The organism is Bacillus sp. NP157, assembly GCA_018889975.1.
Taxonomy (GTDB): Bacteria; Pseudomonadota; Gammaproteobacteria; order Xanthomonadales; family Rhodanobacteraceae; genus Luteibacter.
This window is the reverse complement of record CP076546.1, coordinates 4,707,242-4,721,277: the sequence shown is the minus strand read 5'-3', so window position 1 is coordinate 4,721,277 and position 14,036 is coordinate 4,707,242. Positions and strand designations below refer to the sequence as shown.

The following is a 14,036-nucleotide window of genomic DNA, read 5'->3' as shown; positions in this document are numbered from 1 at the left end:
GGAACATTCACCGAAACTTTCGGAACCGATGAGCAAGCAGACTGTCCTGGTCATCGACGACGAGCGGGACATCCGTGAGTTGTTGACCATCACGCTCGGTCGAATGGAACTCGACGTCGACGCCGTGGGAAGCGTCAGCGAGGCACGGAATGCCCTGGCCTCCCGCCGCTACGACCTGTGCTTCACCGACATGCGGCTGCCCGACGGCAGTGGCCAGGAGATCATTGAACTGATCGCCGCCACGTTCCCGGACATGCCCGTGGCGATGATCACCGCCTACGGCAACGTGGACGCGGCCGTGAACGCGCTGAAAGCCGGCGCCTTCGACTTCGTCTCCAAGCCGGTGGACATCCACCTGCTGCGCCGGCTGGTGAAGACGGCGCTGCGCCTCTCCGAGGAGCGCAAGGCCGAATCCGGCAACAAGGCCTCGCCGGGCGCGGATCGCCTTATCGGCGAATCGCCGGTGATGACCGAAGTGCGCGGCAAGATCGCCAAGCTCGCCCGCAACCAGGCGCCGGTCTACATCGGCGGCGAATCCGGCGTGGGCAAGGAACTGGTCGCCCGGCTGATCCACGAGCTGGGCCCGCGTGCCTCCGGCGCCTTCGTGCCGGTGAACTGCGGCGCGATCCCGTCCGAGCTGATGGAAAGCGAATTCTTCGGCCATCGCAAGGGCAGCTTCACCGGTGCCCACGCCGACAAGGAAGGCCTGTTCCAGGCCGCCCACGGCGGCACGCTGTTCCTGGACGAAGTCGCCGAACTGCCCCTGCACATGCAGGTGAAGCTGCTGCGCGCGATCCAGGAAAAGGCCGTGCGCCCGATCGGCGGCCGCGACGAGGTGCCGGTCGACGTGCGGATCCTCTCCGCCACGCACAAGAACCTTGCCGCGCTGGTCGAACAGGGCCAGTTCCGCCAGGATCTTTTCTACCGCATCAACGTGATCGAGCTGCGCGTGCCGCCCCTGCGCGAACGCCGCGGCGACGTCCCGCGCCTGGCCGATTTCATCCTGCGCCAGCTGGCCGTGGAATCCGGCGGATCGCCGGGCAAGCTGCAACCCGACGCGCTGGCTGCGCTGGAGGCCTACCAGTTCCCGGGCAACGTGCGCGAGCTGGAGAACATCCTCGAACGCGCGATGGCGATGTGCGAAGGCGACACGATCGAAGCCGAAGACCTGATGCTGCCGCAACGCACGGCGCTGCCGGGCGAAGCCGCCACGGTCGCCGCCGCTTACGGCACGCCGCCCGTGCCCGCCGCAGCCGCCGCCCCCGCACCGCTCAACTCGGCGGGAGACGAATCGCTCGAGGACTACATCACCAACATCGAGCGCGACACCATCATCAAGGCCCTGGAAGAGTCCCGTTACAACAAGACCGCCACCGCCAGGAAACTCGGCATCACCTTCCGCGCCCTCCGCTACAAACTGAAAAAGCTCGGCATCGACTGATGCCGGGCGCATGCGCTACGCCGCTGCCCCTGTAGGAGCGCGCCTGCGCGCGAACCTCCTCCCACTACCCCCCAAATTCATACGCATCCAACAACGCCTGCACCACCGCAGCCTCATCTTCCCCCAGCCCTCGCTCATCAAGCAGGTTCCTGACGAGTTGGAATTCCTCGTCGCTTGCTATCCTCCCCCGCTTCAGCACGGCGCCCGTCTTACGCGACAACCACGCGCGAACGACGCTGACGGATGGCGCTCCCGCCGCCGCCAGATCCCTGTCCAACGCCGCGCGCCGCTCAGGCGACAACGCAGCGACATCGATCAGGAAATCCGACGTCGCCTGCTTGAGTTCAGGCATCAGCGACGTCTTGCTGCGAACGGCTTCCTCCCGCTCGAGGATGATGATCGGATGGTTGTCTTCAGTGACAACCGAAGGCCGAGCCGTTGCATTGAAGATGGTGGCGAAGAACAGTTTCAGGCTTTCATACGTGACAACAGGACGATCGGTCATGGGCCCTTGTTCCGAGCGATGGTTGCAGGGTCGTGATGGCATGTATTTACCACAAGCGTGGTCGTGCTCAGCGCTGCGGTGGGTCGCCGGGCGGCCCCGCCTTGATCCGTAGCTGAGCCAACAGGCCGACGACGGTACGCCGCGCGCGCCGCGCGAGCCAACGGCGCCTGAGTTTCACGGCACCCCACACCGTCCCCGCGACGCCACCCGTCGCTGTCGCGGCATTCAACGCCAGCCATCCAAACAGCTCCCAGTCGCGAACCAGTTCGGCTTCCTGTGCAGGGAACTCCGCCCACGGCAGCAGGAACACCGGCACGAGCCACGCCGCGCGGACCGCGTCGAATGCCCACGCATCGATGCATGGTGGAGAGGTGCACATCGTCTGTCCGCCGAGGATGGCGATCGATCCCATGAGGTGCAGCATGCAGGCACCGATGAACAGCGCCGTGCGCATCTTCCAGTCCATTGAGCGCCACAGCGCCATTGCATCCCTGAGCATCCTTCCTCCCGCCCTGCCAGTTGAACCTGCGCGTTGGTGCGACAGGACAGACGAGGCTAGCCACGCTCGGCGGGCACGAAAATAGGAGGAATCTGAAAAATCAGGATTTCTGCGTTTGTGGGATCGCGCGCAGGCGCGCTCCTACAGTGGAGCGTTGGCTAGCGGGTGGGGGTGGGTTGGCTGGCTTCGAGGGCTTCGCGGACCTTGCGCAGGAGGGCGCGGGTCTGGATGGGCTTGTCGATGATGTAGAGGTGTTCCAGCTCGGGCAGTTCGTCGAGGTTGGGCGGGGTTTCCGGGCGGGCGAGGAGGAGCACCGCGCCGCGGTAGCCGTGGTCGAGCAGCGCGGCGAGGGTGCGCACGCCGGTGAACAGGTTCATGTCGGCGTCCATCACCACCAGGTCGGGCACGCCGTGCGCTTCGATCCACTGCAGCGCGGCGGTGCCGCTCTGGCTGGCGCCGGCCTGGTAGCCGTACGTATCCAGCGTGTCGGACAGCAGCGAGAGCTGCATCGCCTCCTCGACCACCACGAGCACGCGTTCGGCTTCGCCCTGCAGCGACAGCTCGATCCGCGGCAGGTCGATGACCACTTCCTCTTCGACCACGAGCGGCAGGTATAGGTGGAACTGCGTGCCCTCGCCCACTTCGCTGTGCACGCGCATCACGCCGCCATGGCTGGCAACGATGCGTTTGCACGACAGCAGGCCAAGGCCGGTACCGCTTTCCTTGGTGGTGAAAAACGGCTCGAACAGCCGCTGCAACACTTCGTCGGGCATGCCGCCGCCGGTATCCAGCACCGACAGGCGCAGGTAGCTGCCCGGCAGCACGCTTTCGCCGTCGATGAAGAAATCTTCGGTCAGCGTGACCTGGTCGGTCTCCACGCGCAGGGTGCCACCGTCCGGCATCGCCTGGATGGCATTGAGCGACAGGTTCAGCAGTGCCTGCTGCAGTTCGGTGTGGTTACCCTCGAAGGTCACGTCCGGATCGAAGACGTCGACCTCCATCCGGATATTGCGCGGCACGCTGCCCTGCATCAGCAGTTTTAGCGCATCGGTCAGCGCACCGAGCTTCACCTGTTCCGCACGGCGCGCACCGCGCGCGAACGAAAGCATCGACGAGACCATTTCCAGCCCACGCCGGCCGCAATCGCGCACCAGCGTGCCAAGGCGCGCCAGGCGCGGGTCGTCCGCATAATCTTCGAGCGTATCGCCGGCCAGCAACAACGGCTGCAGCAGGTTGCGCAGGTCGTGGCTGAGGCCACCGGCGAGCAGCGCCAGGCTTTCGAAGCGCTGGGCGCGGATCAGTTCCTGTTCCGCGCGCGCACGCGCCTTCGCATCTTCCGCTTCGCGCAGGGCGCGACGCACGGCCGAGGCCAGGCGCGCCGTGTTCTGCTTGAGGATGTAATCGGTGGCGCCGCTGCGCAGGGCGGCGATCGCCGCCTCTTCGCCGAGCGTCGCCGAGATGAAGATGAAGGGGATCGGGCTGTTGCGGCCGCGCAGGATTTCCAGCGCGCGCTCGCCACTGAAGTGCGGCATGCTCAGGTCGGACAACACGATGTCCGGACGGAACTCTTCCAGCGCCGCCACGTACGACTTCTCGTCGTCGACCAGCAACACGTCGAAGTCGAGCTTGTCGTCGATCAGCTCGGACTGCACCAGCTCCGCGTCGAGCTCACTGTCCTCGACCTGCAGGATCCTGACTTTCTTCATCTCACCGCTCATACCCAGGCCCGTCCTACCCTCAATCGCCTTCCGGCCGCTGGTTCAGCACGGCCCAGAAATGGCCGAGCGTCTGCACCGCGGTAAAGAACTGTTGCACGTCGACCGGCTTGAGCACGTAAGCGTTCACGCCAAGGTCCCAGCTACGGGCCAGGTCGCTTTCCTCGCGCGACGAGGAAAGGATCACCACCGGCACGCGCTTCCAGCGTTCCTGCGCACGCAGGTGGGTCAGCACTTCCAGGCCATCCATGCGCGGCATCTTGATGTCGAGGAGGATCACGGCTGGATCGCCTTCCTCGCGATCGGCATAGCGGCCGCGGCGCTCCATCCAGTCGAGGCAATCCACGCCATCTTCGAGATGGACCACGGGATTGGCCAGCTTGGCTTCGCGCAGGGCATCGACGGCCATCTCGGCATCGGCCATGGAATCTTCGACTAACAGGATCGTTCGCAGGTCACGCTGGTTCATGTGTCACCGGTTCTGGCGTCGACCATGTCCGACGCCGGCAGGGAAAAGTGGAAAGTGGCGCCGCGGTCCGTCTCGCCTTCGGCCCAGGTACGGCCGCCGTGGCGGGCGATGATGCGTCGCACGTTGGCAAGGCCGATGCCGTTGCCGGGGAATTCGGAAGCGCGATGGAGCCGCTGGAACACGCCGAACAGCTTGCTGGCGTACTGCATGTCGAAGCCGGCACCGTTGTCGCGCACGAAGAACTCGTAATCGCCCGACTGCGCCCGTTCCATGCCGACTTCGATGCGGCCGACCTCGCGGTTGCCGGTGTATTTCACCGCATTGCCCAGCAGGTTCTGCCACACGGTGCGCAGCATGTTTTCATCGCCGACCATGATCGGCAGCGGCGCCATCACCCAGTCGATGCGGCGATCGCGGGCATCGGACTCGGCCATGGCGCGCGCCTCCTCGACCAGCGACTGCATGTCGACCGGCTGCAGGCGCAGGGCGCCGCGGCCGAGGCGCGAGAACACCAGCAGGTCGTCGATCAGCTGCGCCATGCGCCGCGACGAACTGGTGATCACGTCGATGTAGTGGCGCGTGCGGTCGTCGGCATTCTCGCCGAGCTGCGCCTCGAGCTTGCCGGCGAAGCCGGAGATGTGCCGCAGCGGCGCGCGCAGGTCGTGCGAGACCGAGTAGCTGAAAGCTTCCAGTTCGCGGTTCACGTCGGAGATCTGTTCGACCTTGCCTTCGAGCTGGCGATTCAGTTCGCTGACCTTCTGCTCGACCAGGGCGCGAGCCGTGATGTCGCTGACCGTGATCAGCAGCGCCGGGCGCTCGGGCGCGGGCTGCTCGATACGGCGGGCGTTGATCACGACGAAGCGATCGATGCCGTCCACGGTGCGCTGGGTCAGCTCGTAGTCCCACAGTTCACGGTCACGCGCGATCACATCGTTCAGGCGCTGCAGCAGGGCCATGTCGTCCCAGGCGCCGTTGCCGATCGACTTCAGCGGCATGTTTGCTTTTTCGTCGTCGGCGTCGTAGCCGTAGAGCTCGGCGAACGCGGCGTTGACCAGCAAGGTGCGCAAGTCGGCGTCGAGCATCGCGATGGGCTCGCGCACGGCCTGCACGATCAGCTGCGACCGGTTCACCGCATCGGCGGCCTTCGATTCGGCGGCGAGCCGGATCGCGATCTGCCGTTCCGACACCACGACCACGATGCCGAGCAGGGCCAGCTGGGCCAGCGCGGCGACGCCCAGCACCACGCGGTTATCCGAGGCGCTGCCACGCGCGTCTTCCTTGCGCGAATCCAGCAGTTTGGTTTCCTCGGCGAGGATCTCGATCACCCGGTCGCGGAACGGGAACATCCGGCGCGCGTCTTCCATCACCGCGAACGCACCCGCCCGGTCGCCGGCGCCGGCTTTCGCCAGGGCGTCCTCGGTGAGCTGCATCCGCCCGGTCACCACCGACTCCATGGCGCCCAGCCGGGCGACCTGGTCGGGGTTGTCGCGGACCATGCCGCGCAGCGCGGCGAGGATCGGCGGCGCCTTGACCTTCGGCGCGAGCGCCCGCTGGACCAGTTCGTCGTCCGCCTTGGCACCCGCCGCCAGCGTGTACGCCGCGGCCTCGCTGGCGCGCAGGATCGCGTCCAGCCGGTAGATGCTGGCCTTGATGTCCGACGTGTGGGTGACCCAGTCGCGCGAGCTGAGCGCCTGCTCCGAGCTGGAGCGGGTGGCGAAGTACGGCAGGGCGACGATCACTAGCACGGCCAGCAGCAGGCCGGCGAGCCGCCAGCGCAATCCGATCCGTTCGATCATGCCTTCGTCATCCCCACGACGACTCCTGCCCAATACAGGCACGTATTGTAAACGCTGGAGGCGTTTCGGTTCGACATTTCCCGCCCTGTGCAATGCGAACGGGCGGGTGCGGCGCTCTCGGTGGGCCATGCGGACGGCATGTGCCGGAACCTGGCCGAGGAAGCGTCGCACCCGCCCGATTGAAGGCGATGTAGATGCCGAATCCGTCGTGAAATTGGGGTGACGGGTTCGTCAGCTTTGAGACGTGCCGCTCCCCCACGGCGCGACCGTGGGGGAGCGGGGTCGCGCGCGGGCGCGCTCCTACAGGGGGCAGTTACTTGCTCATGGAGTAGGGGGCGGCGTTAGGGGCAGTGCCCCACTTGGATGCTTCGGCCTGCATGGAGAAGTGCAGCTCGCCACCGGCGGTCAGCTCTTCGTGGGTGACCCAGGTGCGGGCCAGGTCCTTGCCGTTGAGGGTGACCTTGCCGACGTACGGGTGCTTCGCATCGAGATGGTCGGTGCTCACCGTGAAGTGCTTGCCGTTCTGCAGGTTGAGCGTGGCCTTCTCCACGAACGGGCGACCGATCACGTACTGGTTGCTGCCCGGGGCCACCGGGTAGAAGCCCAGCGCGCTGAAGATGTACCAGGCCGACATCTGGCCGAGGTCGTCGTTGCCGACCAGGCCGGTGGGCGTCGGGGTGTACTGGGTCTTCATGATCTGGGTCAGGCGCTCCTGGGTCTTCCAGGGCTGGCCGGCGTAGTCGTACAGGTAGGCGACGTGGTGGCTCGGCTCGTTGCCGTGCGCATACCAGCCGATCAGGCCGGTGATGTCTTCCACGTGCGCGAACGACTTCGGATCCACCTTGGCGTCGAACACCGAGTCCAGCTTCTTGACGAAGGCGTCGTTGCCGCCCAGGTCCTGGATCAGCGCGGCGATGTCCTGCGGCACGTACCACGAGTACTGCCAGGCATTGCCTTCGGTGTAGTCGCTGCCATACGCCGCCGACGACGGATCGAACGGCTCGCGGTAGTTACCGTCGGCCTTGCGCGCACGCAGGAAGCCGGTCTTGGTGTCGAAGCTGTTCTTCCAGTTGCCCGCGCGCTTCATGAAGGTGGCGGCGACGTCGTCCTTGCCCATGGCCTTGGCCATCTGCGCGAGCGACCAGTCGTCGAAAGCGTATTCGACGGTCTTGGAGGCGGCTTCCGGCTGGTGGTCGATCGGCACGTAACCGATCTTCATGTAGTCGTCGAGGCCACCGTAGGGGCCGTAAGTGGCGCTGGCGACCATGGCGGCGAGCGCCTTGTCGGCGTCATAGCCGCGGATGCCCTTCATATAGGCATCGGCGATGACCGGCACCGCGTGGTAGCCGATCATGCACCAGGTTTCCATGCCGCCATAGGCCCACACCGGCAGGATGCCGAATGGGCTGGCCTCGCGCGAGGCGATCAGCGAGCTGACGAAATCGTTGCTCTTAGCCGGCTCCAGCAGGGTCATCAGCGGCTGCTGCGCGCGGTAGACGTCCCACAGCGACCACGTGGAATAGAAGTCGAAGCCTTCGGTGTGGTGGACCTGGTTGTCCGGGCCGCGGTATTCGCCGTTGACGTCGGTGGACAGCGTCGGCGAGAGCATCGCGTGGTACAGGGCCGTGTAGAAGGTCTTGCGCGTTTCGGCCGGGGCCTGCAGGTCGACCACCGACAGGTTCTTCTCCCAGGCCTGGCGGGCATCGGCACGGCGTGCATCGAAGTCGAAGCCGGCACCGTCCTTGTCGAGGTTGGCGATGGCGTTGTCTTCGCTCACGGTCGAGATCGCCACCTTCACCACCAGCGGCTTGTCGAGGTTGCCGAAGTCGAACACGCCCTCGAGCGCGCGGCCGCTGATGCCATCGACGTCGTCGGCGCGGTTGCCCGGGCCACCGAAGCCCTTGTAGACGATGTTCTCTTCGCGATTCTTCAGGTCGCGCGAGGTCATCGGCTGGTTGAAGCGCATGGCGAAGAACAGCTGGCGGCCCGGGGCCCAGCCACGCACGCTACGGCCACCGGTGACCGTGCCGTCCTGGCGCACGCGCAGCGACGACCACAGCACCTTGCCCTCGTAGTCATAGATGCTGGGGCGCAGGTCGAGCAGCAGGTGGGCCGGCTTGCCCTTGGGGAAGCTGTAGCGGTGGAAGCCAACGCGGGCGTTGGCGGTCAGCTCGGCGCGCACGTCGTAGTCGCTGAGGGTAACCGCGTAGTAACCTGCCTCGGCCTTTTCGCTCGCATGGGAAAACCGCGAGCGGTAGCCGCTACCGGGCTGGTCGGGGGAGCCGGGATCCAGCTTCACGTCGCCGGCGATGGGCATGACCAGGAAGTCGCCCAGGTCCGAGTGGCCGCTGCCGGAGAAGTGCGTATGCGAGAAGCCAAGGATGCTGGAGTCGCCGTACTGGTAGCCGGCCGCCCACTTATAAGCGTGCTTGAAGTCCGGCATGGCCGTGTCGGGGGACAGCTGGACCATGCCGAAGGGGACCGTGGCACCCGGGAAGGTGTGCCCGTCGCCGCCGGTACCGATCATCGGGTCGACCGCCGCCCAGGCGCTGGAACCCTTGCCGGCGGGCGTGGCCGCCACGGCGAGGGCTGGCAGGGCGAGGGACAGGGCGGCGGCCAGCAGGCCGCGGCGCAGGCGCGTGGAACTCGACATCGGAAACTCCCCACAAAGGACTCAGGATGGGTCACGATCGATTTGGATCGTGACAAACAGGCTGAACGTAGCAAAGATAGCGCACCCACGCATGTTGCAGTGCGTAATGCGTCCCTAGGCCGACCGCGCGATGATCGCGCGGTTTAGATCGTTTGAAGGAGCCATGATGGCGAGGACCACCCCGCAGCGCCGCAAGGTCACGCTGGCCGATATCGCCCAGGGTTGCGATGTCTCGCGCGCCACCGTTTCACTGGTGCTGCGCGGTAGCCCCCTGGTCAACTCGGTCACCCGTGCCCGGGTCGAAGCGGAATTGAAGCGACAAGGCTACGTCTATAACCGGGCGGCAGCCAACCTGCGTCGACGCACCTCGTCCAGCATCGGCCTGGTCATCAATGACCTGGGCAACCCGTTCTTCGCCGAATTCGCCGCCGGGGCCGACGAAACCCTGGCCAGCGCCGGCTACGTCACCCTGCTGGGCAACACGGGCGAATCGCCCGAACGCCAGCAGGCCGTGCTCAATTCGATGATCGAGCACGGGCCGGCCGGCATCATCCTCTCGCCTGCCGAAGGCAGCGACGGCGAGCGCGTGCTGACCGCCGTCGGCATGCACACGCCCCTGCTGGTGTTCAACCGCGAGCTGCCCGACGACGAAGGCACGCACCGCTGGGACACGCTGGAGATGGACAACGAACACGGCGCACGCCTGGCCACGCAGCACCTGATCGACCTCGGCCACCAGCGCATCGCCTTCTTCGGCGGCCATCGCGACTCCAGCTCGGTGGAACAACGCCGCCGCGGCTACACCAGCGCGATGGAGAAGGCCGGCCTGAAGGTCGACCCGGCCTGGGTGATCGAAAGCGCCCCCACCCGCCTGGAGGCCGCACGCCAGACCGGCGCGCTGTTCGCCCGCGACCCGGCCCCGACGGCGGCGGTTTGCTACAACGACGCGGTAGCCCTTGGCCTTATGCTGGGCCTGACCAAGCGCGGCCGCCGCCCGGGCGAAGACTTCGCCCTGACCGGCTTCGATGACGTCGCCGAAGCGGAGGTATGCGTCCCGCCCCTGACCACCGTCGCGGTGGATCCGCGCGGCCTGGGCCGACGCAGCGCCGAACTCATTTTGGAAAGACTTCGCAATCCCGAGACGGAAGCGGCCTATACGATCTCGCCCGTGCGGCTGGTTGTCCGCGAAAGCAGCTGCCCACCGTCATCCCCCTGAACACCACATTGGAGCACCCCATGGCTACCGGTTCCGCGCCATTGCCCAACGCATCGTCCCCGACGAGCGGCGGCGACACCCGTTACACGTATTTCCCGCTCGCCCTGGGCGTGATGACCACGATCTTCTTCATGTGGGGTTTCCTGACCTGCCTGAACGACATCCTGATCCCGCACCTGAAGGCCGTGTTCGAGCTGAACTACTTCAAGGCGATGCTGATCCAGTTCACCTTCTTCGGTGCCTATTTCATCATGGGCCTGCCGGCCGGCAAGCTGGTCGCCAACCTCGGTTACAAGAAAGGCATCGTCGCCGGCCTGATCATCGCCGGCATCGGCGCGGCGCTGTTCTGGCCCGCCGCGGGCATGCGCGTCTACCCGATCTTCCTCGCCGCCCTGTTCATCCTGGCCACCGGCATCACCGTGCTCCAGGTGGCGGCCAACCCGTACGTCGCGCTGCTCGGTCCTGAAAAGACCAGCTCCAGCCGCCTCACGCTGGCCCAGGCGCTGAACTCGTTCGGCACCTTCCTCGCCCCGTTCTTCGGCGGCATGGTGATCCTGTCCAACGCGGTGAAGAGCAGCGACGACATCGCCAAGCTCAGCGCCGCCGAGCAGGTCACCTACCGCGCCACCGAAGCCAGTTCCGTGCAGGTGCCGTACATCGGCCTGGCCCTGGTGCTGGTGGTGATCGCGATCGGCGTGTACCTGTTCAACCTGCCGAAGCTCGAAGAGACCACCGAGAAGGCCGACGAAGGCCATCACACGCTGATGGACGCCCTGAAGACCCCGCACGTGTTCTTCGGCGTGCTCGGCATCTTCTTCTACGTCGGCGGCGAAGTGTCGATCGGCAGCTTCATGATCAACTACCTGCAGCTGCCGGAGATCGGCAACATGTCCGGTGAAGTCGCCGCGTCGCACGTGGCCTTCTACTGGGGTGGCGCGATGGTCGGCCGCTTCATCGGCTCGGCCCTGCTGGCCCGGTTCTCGCCGCGCGCGCTGCTGGCGGTGTTCGCCGTCATCAACGCCCTGCTCGTCATCACCACGATGATGACCACCGGCGTGGTCGCGGTGTACAGCATCGTCGCCATCGGCCTGTTCAACTCGATCATGTTCCCGACGATCTTCTCGCTCGGCATCGAGCGCATGGGTCCGCTGACCGGCAAGGCCTCGTCGCTGCTGATCATGGCCATCGTCGGTGGCGCGCTGATCCCGATCCTGCAGGGTGCGATCGCCGATCACATCGGTATCCAGCACGCCTTCTTCATCCCGCTGATCTGCTACGCGTACATCGTGTTCTACGGTCTGAGCGGTTCCAAGGTTCGTGGCACGCCGGTCGCGGCGCGCTAAGACCATCCATGGCGACGGCCGGCACACGCCGGCCGTCGTGTTTTTCACCGCACCAAGGACAGGCCGTCGCATGTCTTCCATCCTCTGCTTCGGCGAGGCGCTGATCGATTTCCACGCACAGCCCCAGGGCGGCGCCGGTCAGCCTCCCGCCTTCGTTCCGTTCGCCGGCGGTGCCCCCGCCAACGTCGCGGTTGCCGCCGCCCTGCTCGGCGCCCCTGCCCGGTTCGCCGGCATGCTGGCGCGTGACATGTTCGGCGACTTCCTGCTCAAGAGCCTCACCGACCTTGGCGTCGGCACCGAGGACGTCGCCCGTACCGACGAGGCGCGCACCGCGCTGGCCTTCGTCGCGCACGACGACAAGGGCGATCGCAGCTTCAGCTTCTATCGACCGCCCGCGGCCGACCTGCTGTTCCGTCCGGAGCACTTCCGCAAGGAAACCTTCGACGACCTGGCGATCTTCCATGTCTGCTCCAACTCGCTGACCGAAGCCGCCATCGCATCGACCACGGTCGAGGGCATGCGTCGCGCCCGCGCCGCCGGTGCCCTGGTCAGCTTCGACATGAACCTGCGCCCTGCCCTGTGGCCTAAGGGCGAAGACCAGCTGCCGCGCCTGTGGGAAACCCTGCTCGAAGCGGACGTGATCAAGCTCAGCGCCGAAGAGTTCGCGGTGATCCACGAAGGCGCGGGTTCCGACGCGGCGGTGATGGCGAAGCTCTGGACCGGCAAGGCCGGCCTGCTGCTGATCACCGACGGCCCCGAACCGATGCGGTGGTTCACCCGCAAGGCCAGCGGCGTCATCGCCGGCTACAAGGTCGACGCCGTGGACACCACCGCGGCGGGCGACGCCTTCGTTGGCGGCCTGCTGGCCCGCCTCGCTGCCGAGGGCGTCACCCGCGACGACCTCGAAGCCCTGGTGGCCGACGAAGCCCGCCTCACCGGCCTGATTCGCTTTGCCGCCGCTTGTGGTGCCCTCACCGCCACGCGCAAAGGCTCGTTCACCGCCATTCCCGACCAGGCCGAAGTAAAGGCCTTCATGGAGAAGCACGCATGACGAACGTCCCCCTCCCCGATTTCCATAACGTGGACGTGCTCCGCGACCACGTCGCCACCACGCTGAAGTTCTACGCACCGAACGAAGTCGACAAGGCTGGCGGTTTCTTCCAGTACTACAAGGACGATGGCTCGGTGTACGACCGCAGCCATCGCCACCTGGTGTCGAGCACGCGCTTCGTCTTCAACCACGCCATGGCCTACCTCGAGTTCAACAAGCCCGAGGACAAGGAACTGACCATGCACGGGCTGAAGTACCTGCGCGAGGTGCACCTCAACCCGGAAACCGGCGGTTACGCCTGGACCATCGCCGACGGCAAGCGCGACGACCAGATGAACCACTGCTACGGCCTGGCCTTCATGCTGCTGGCCTACTCGTGCGGCGTGAAGGTCGGCTTCGACGAAGCGCGCGCCTGGCAGGGCGAGATCTGGGACCTGCTCGAGAAGCGCTACTGGGAAGTCGGCCCAGGCCTGTACCGCGACGAGGCGGACAAGGACTGGAACTTCACCGGTTACCGCGGCCAGAACGCGAACATGCACATGTGCGAGGCGATGATCGCCGCGTGGGAAGCCACGAAGGAAGATCGCTACCTCGATCGCGCCCTGCTGCTCGCCGAGCACATGACCCAGCGCCAGGCCGCCCTCACCCCGCAGAAGCTGGTCTGGGAGCACTACCACCAGGACTGGTCGATCGACTGGGAATACAACCTGGACAATCCCAAGCACCTGTTCCGCCCGTGGGGCTTCCAGCCGGGCCACCAGACCGAGTGGGCCAAGCTGCTGATGATGCTCGATCGCTATACGAAGGGCACCGCGCGCCACAAGGCATGGCTGGTCCCCACCGCCCGCCACCTGTTCGACGAGGCGCTGGACAAGGCCTGGGACAAGGAACACGGCGGCATCGCCTACGGCTTCTCGCCGGAAGGAGACGTCTGCGACGACGACAAGTACTTCTGGGTGCAGGCCGAATCGCTCGCCGCCGCGCAGCTGCTGTTCGAAACCACCGGCGACGCGAAGTACGACGAAGCGTACGAGAAGATCTGGGCGTACAGCTGGGAACACTTCGTCGACCATAAGTACGGCGCGTGGTACCGCATCCTGACCCGCGACAACAAGAAGTACGACGACGAGAAAAGCCCCGCTGGCAAGACCGACTACCACACGATGGGCGCCTGCTACGAAGTGATGGCCTCGCTGCGCCGGATGCAAAAGGCCTGACTCGCACCCCCCCCCTGTTTGATCGCGACACCCGTGCTCGACCGCGACACCCCTGTAGGAGCGCGCCTGCGCGCGACATCTTCTCGCGATGGGCCACCAGGCCCGCGGCTTTTTCGCTAAAACATGTCGCG

The 14,036-nt window shown here is 66.1% G+C and carries 11 protein-coding genes; 5 read left to right on the top strand and 6 right to left on the bottom strand.

The window, feature by feature from the left end:
• Positions 1-28: 28 nt before the first annotated feature.
• Positions 29-1,441, top strand: a complete 1,413-nt coding sequence (locus tag KPL74_21325) for a sigma-54 dependent transcriptional regulator (protein ID QWT20270.1) — start codon at positions 29-31, stop codon at positions 1,439-1,441.
• Positions 1,442-1,505: 64 nt separating this feature from the next.
• Here KPL74_21325 and KPL74_21320 read toward each other — a convergent pair whose 3' ends face one another.
• The 6 genes from KPL74_21320 to KPL74_21295 form a co-directional block, all read right to left on the bottom strand.
• Entirely contained in the window at positions 1,506-1,946 is a 441-nt protein-coding gene (locus tag KPL74_21320; protein QWT20269.1) for a hypothetical protein, read from the bottom strand.
• A 67-nt stretch (positions 1,947-2,013) separates the two neighbouring features.
• Positions 2,014-2,430 (bottom strand): hypothetical protein, encoded by a 417-nt coding sequence (locus KPL74_21315; protein ID QWT20268.1) that lies wholly within the window; start codon positions 2,428-2,430, stop codon positions 2,014-2,016.
• 173 nt (positions 2,431-2,603) lie between these two features.
• Positions 2,604-4,151 carry a response regulator gene (locus KPL74_21310; GenBank protein QWT20267.1) on the bottom strand — a complete coding sequence of 516 codons (1,548 nt, stop codon included), beginning with the start codon at positions 4,149-4,151 and terminating at the stop codon, positions 2,604-2,606.
• A gap of 31 nt (positions 4,152-4,182) precedes the next feature.
• Positions 4,183-4,629 carry a response regulator gene (locus KPL74_21305; protein QWT20266.1) on the bottom strand — a complete coding sequence of 149 codons (447 nt, stop codon included), beginning with the start codon at positions 4,627-4,629 and terminating at the stop codon, positions 4,183-4,185.
• Positions 4,626-6,425 carry a PAS domain S-box protein gene (locus KPL74_21300; GenBank protein QWT20265.1) on the bottom strand — a complete coding sequence of 600 codons (1,800 nt, stop codon included), beginning with the start codon at positions 6,423-6,425 and terminating at the stop codon, positions 4,626-4,628. The genes KPL74_21305 and KPL74_21300 overlap by 4 nt, the downstream gene beginning before the upstream one ends.
• 313 nt (positions 6,426-6,738) lie before the next feature.
• Positions 6,739-9,078 carry a GH92 family glycosyl hydrolase gene (locus tag KPL74_21295; GenBank protein QWT20264.1) on the bottom strand — a complete coding sequence of 780 codons (2,340 nt, stop codon included), beginning with the start codon at positions 9,076-9,078 and terminating at the stop codon, positions 6,739-6,741.
• A 166-nt stretch (positions 9,079-9,244) separates the two neighbouring features.
• Here KPL74_21295 and KPL74_21290 point away from each other — a divergent pair, with 166 nt between their 5' ends.
• The 4 genes from KPL74_21290 to KPL74_21275 all read left to right on the top strand — a co-directional run bounded on the left by KPL74_21290 (position 9,245) and on the right by KPL74_21275 (position 13,905).
• Positions 9,245-10,294 carry a LacI family DNA-binding transcriptional regulator gene (locus KPL74_21290; GenBank protein QWT20263.1) on the top strand — a complete coding sequence of 350 codons (1,050 nt, stop codon included), beginning with the start codon at positions 9,245-9,247 and terminating at the stop codon, positions 10,292-10,294.
• Between the two features lie 20 nt (positions 10,295-10,314).
• On the top strand, positions 10,315-11,637 hold the full coding sequence (gene fucP / locus KPL74_21285) for an L-fucose:H+ symporter permease (GenBank protein QWT20262.1): 1,323 nt from the start codon (positions 10,315-10,317) through the stop codon (positions 11,635-11,637).
• Between the two features lie 70 nt (positions 11,638-11,707).
• Complete coding sequence (locus KPL74_21280) at positions 11,708-12,688, top strand: carbohydrate kinase (protein ID QWT20261.1); 981 nt, start codon at positions 11,708-11,710, stop codon at positions 12,686-12,688.
• Complete coding sequence (locus KPL74_21275; GenBank protein QWT20260.1) at positions 12,685-13,905, top strand: AGE family epimerase/isomerase; 1,221 nt, start codon at positions 12,685-12,687, stop codon at positions 13,903-13,905. The genes KPL74_21280 and KPL74_21275 overlap by 4 nt, the downstream gene beginning before the upstream one ends.
• The last annotated feature ends 131 nt before the right edge of the window (positions 13,906-14,036 follow it).

Excerpts from the sequence above, each read along its gene's own strand:
- KPL74_21320 (QWT20269.1), bottom strand. The coding sequence starts at position 1,946 with ATGACCGATCGTCCTGTTGTCACGTATGAAAGCCTGAAACTGTTCTTC.
- KPL74_21310 (QWT20267.1), bottom strand. The coding sequence starts at position 4,151 with ATGAAGAAAGTCAGGATCCTGCAGGTCGAGGACAGTGAGCTCGACGCG.
- KPL74_21275 (QWT20260.1), top strand. The coding sequence starts at position 12,685 with ATGACGAACGTCCCCCTCCCCGATTTCCATAACGTGGACGTGCTCCGC.
- KPL74_21290 (QWT20263.1), top strand. The coding sequence starts at position 9,245 with ATGGCGAGGACCACCCCGCAGCGCCGCAAGGTCACGCTGGCCGATATC.
- KPL74_21325 (QWT20270.1), top strand. The coding sequence starts at position 29 with ATGAGCAAGCAGACTGTCCTGGTCATCGACGACGAGCGGGACATCCGT.
- fucP (QWT20262.1), top strand. The coding sequence starts at position 10,315 with ATGGCTACCGGTTCCGCGCCATTGCCCAACGCATCGTCCCCGACGAGC.
- KPL74_21305 (QWT20266.1), bottom strand. The coding sequence starts at position 4,629 with ATGAACCAGCGTGACCTGCGAACGATCCTGTTAGTCGAAGATTCCATG.
- KPL74_21300 (QWT20265.1), bottom strand. The coding sequence starts at position 6,425 with ATGATCGAACGGATCGGATTGCGCTGGCGGCTCGCCGGCCTGCTGCTG.
- KPL74_21280 (QWT20261.1), top strand. The coding sequence starts at position 11,708 with ATGTCTTCCATCCTCTGCTTCGGCGAGGCGCTGATCGATTTCCACGCA.
- KPL74_21315 (QWT20268.1), bottom strand. The coding sequence starts at position 2,430 with ATGGCGCTGTGGCGCTCAATGGACTGGAAGATGCGCACGGCGCTGTTC.
- KPL74_21295 (QWT20264.1), bottom strand. The coding sequence starts at position 9,078 with ATGTCGAGTTCCACGCGCCTGCGCCGCGGCCTGCTGGCCGCCGCCCTG.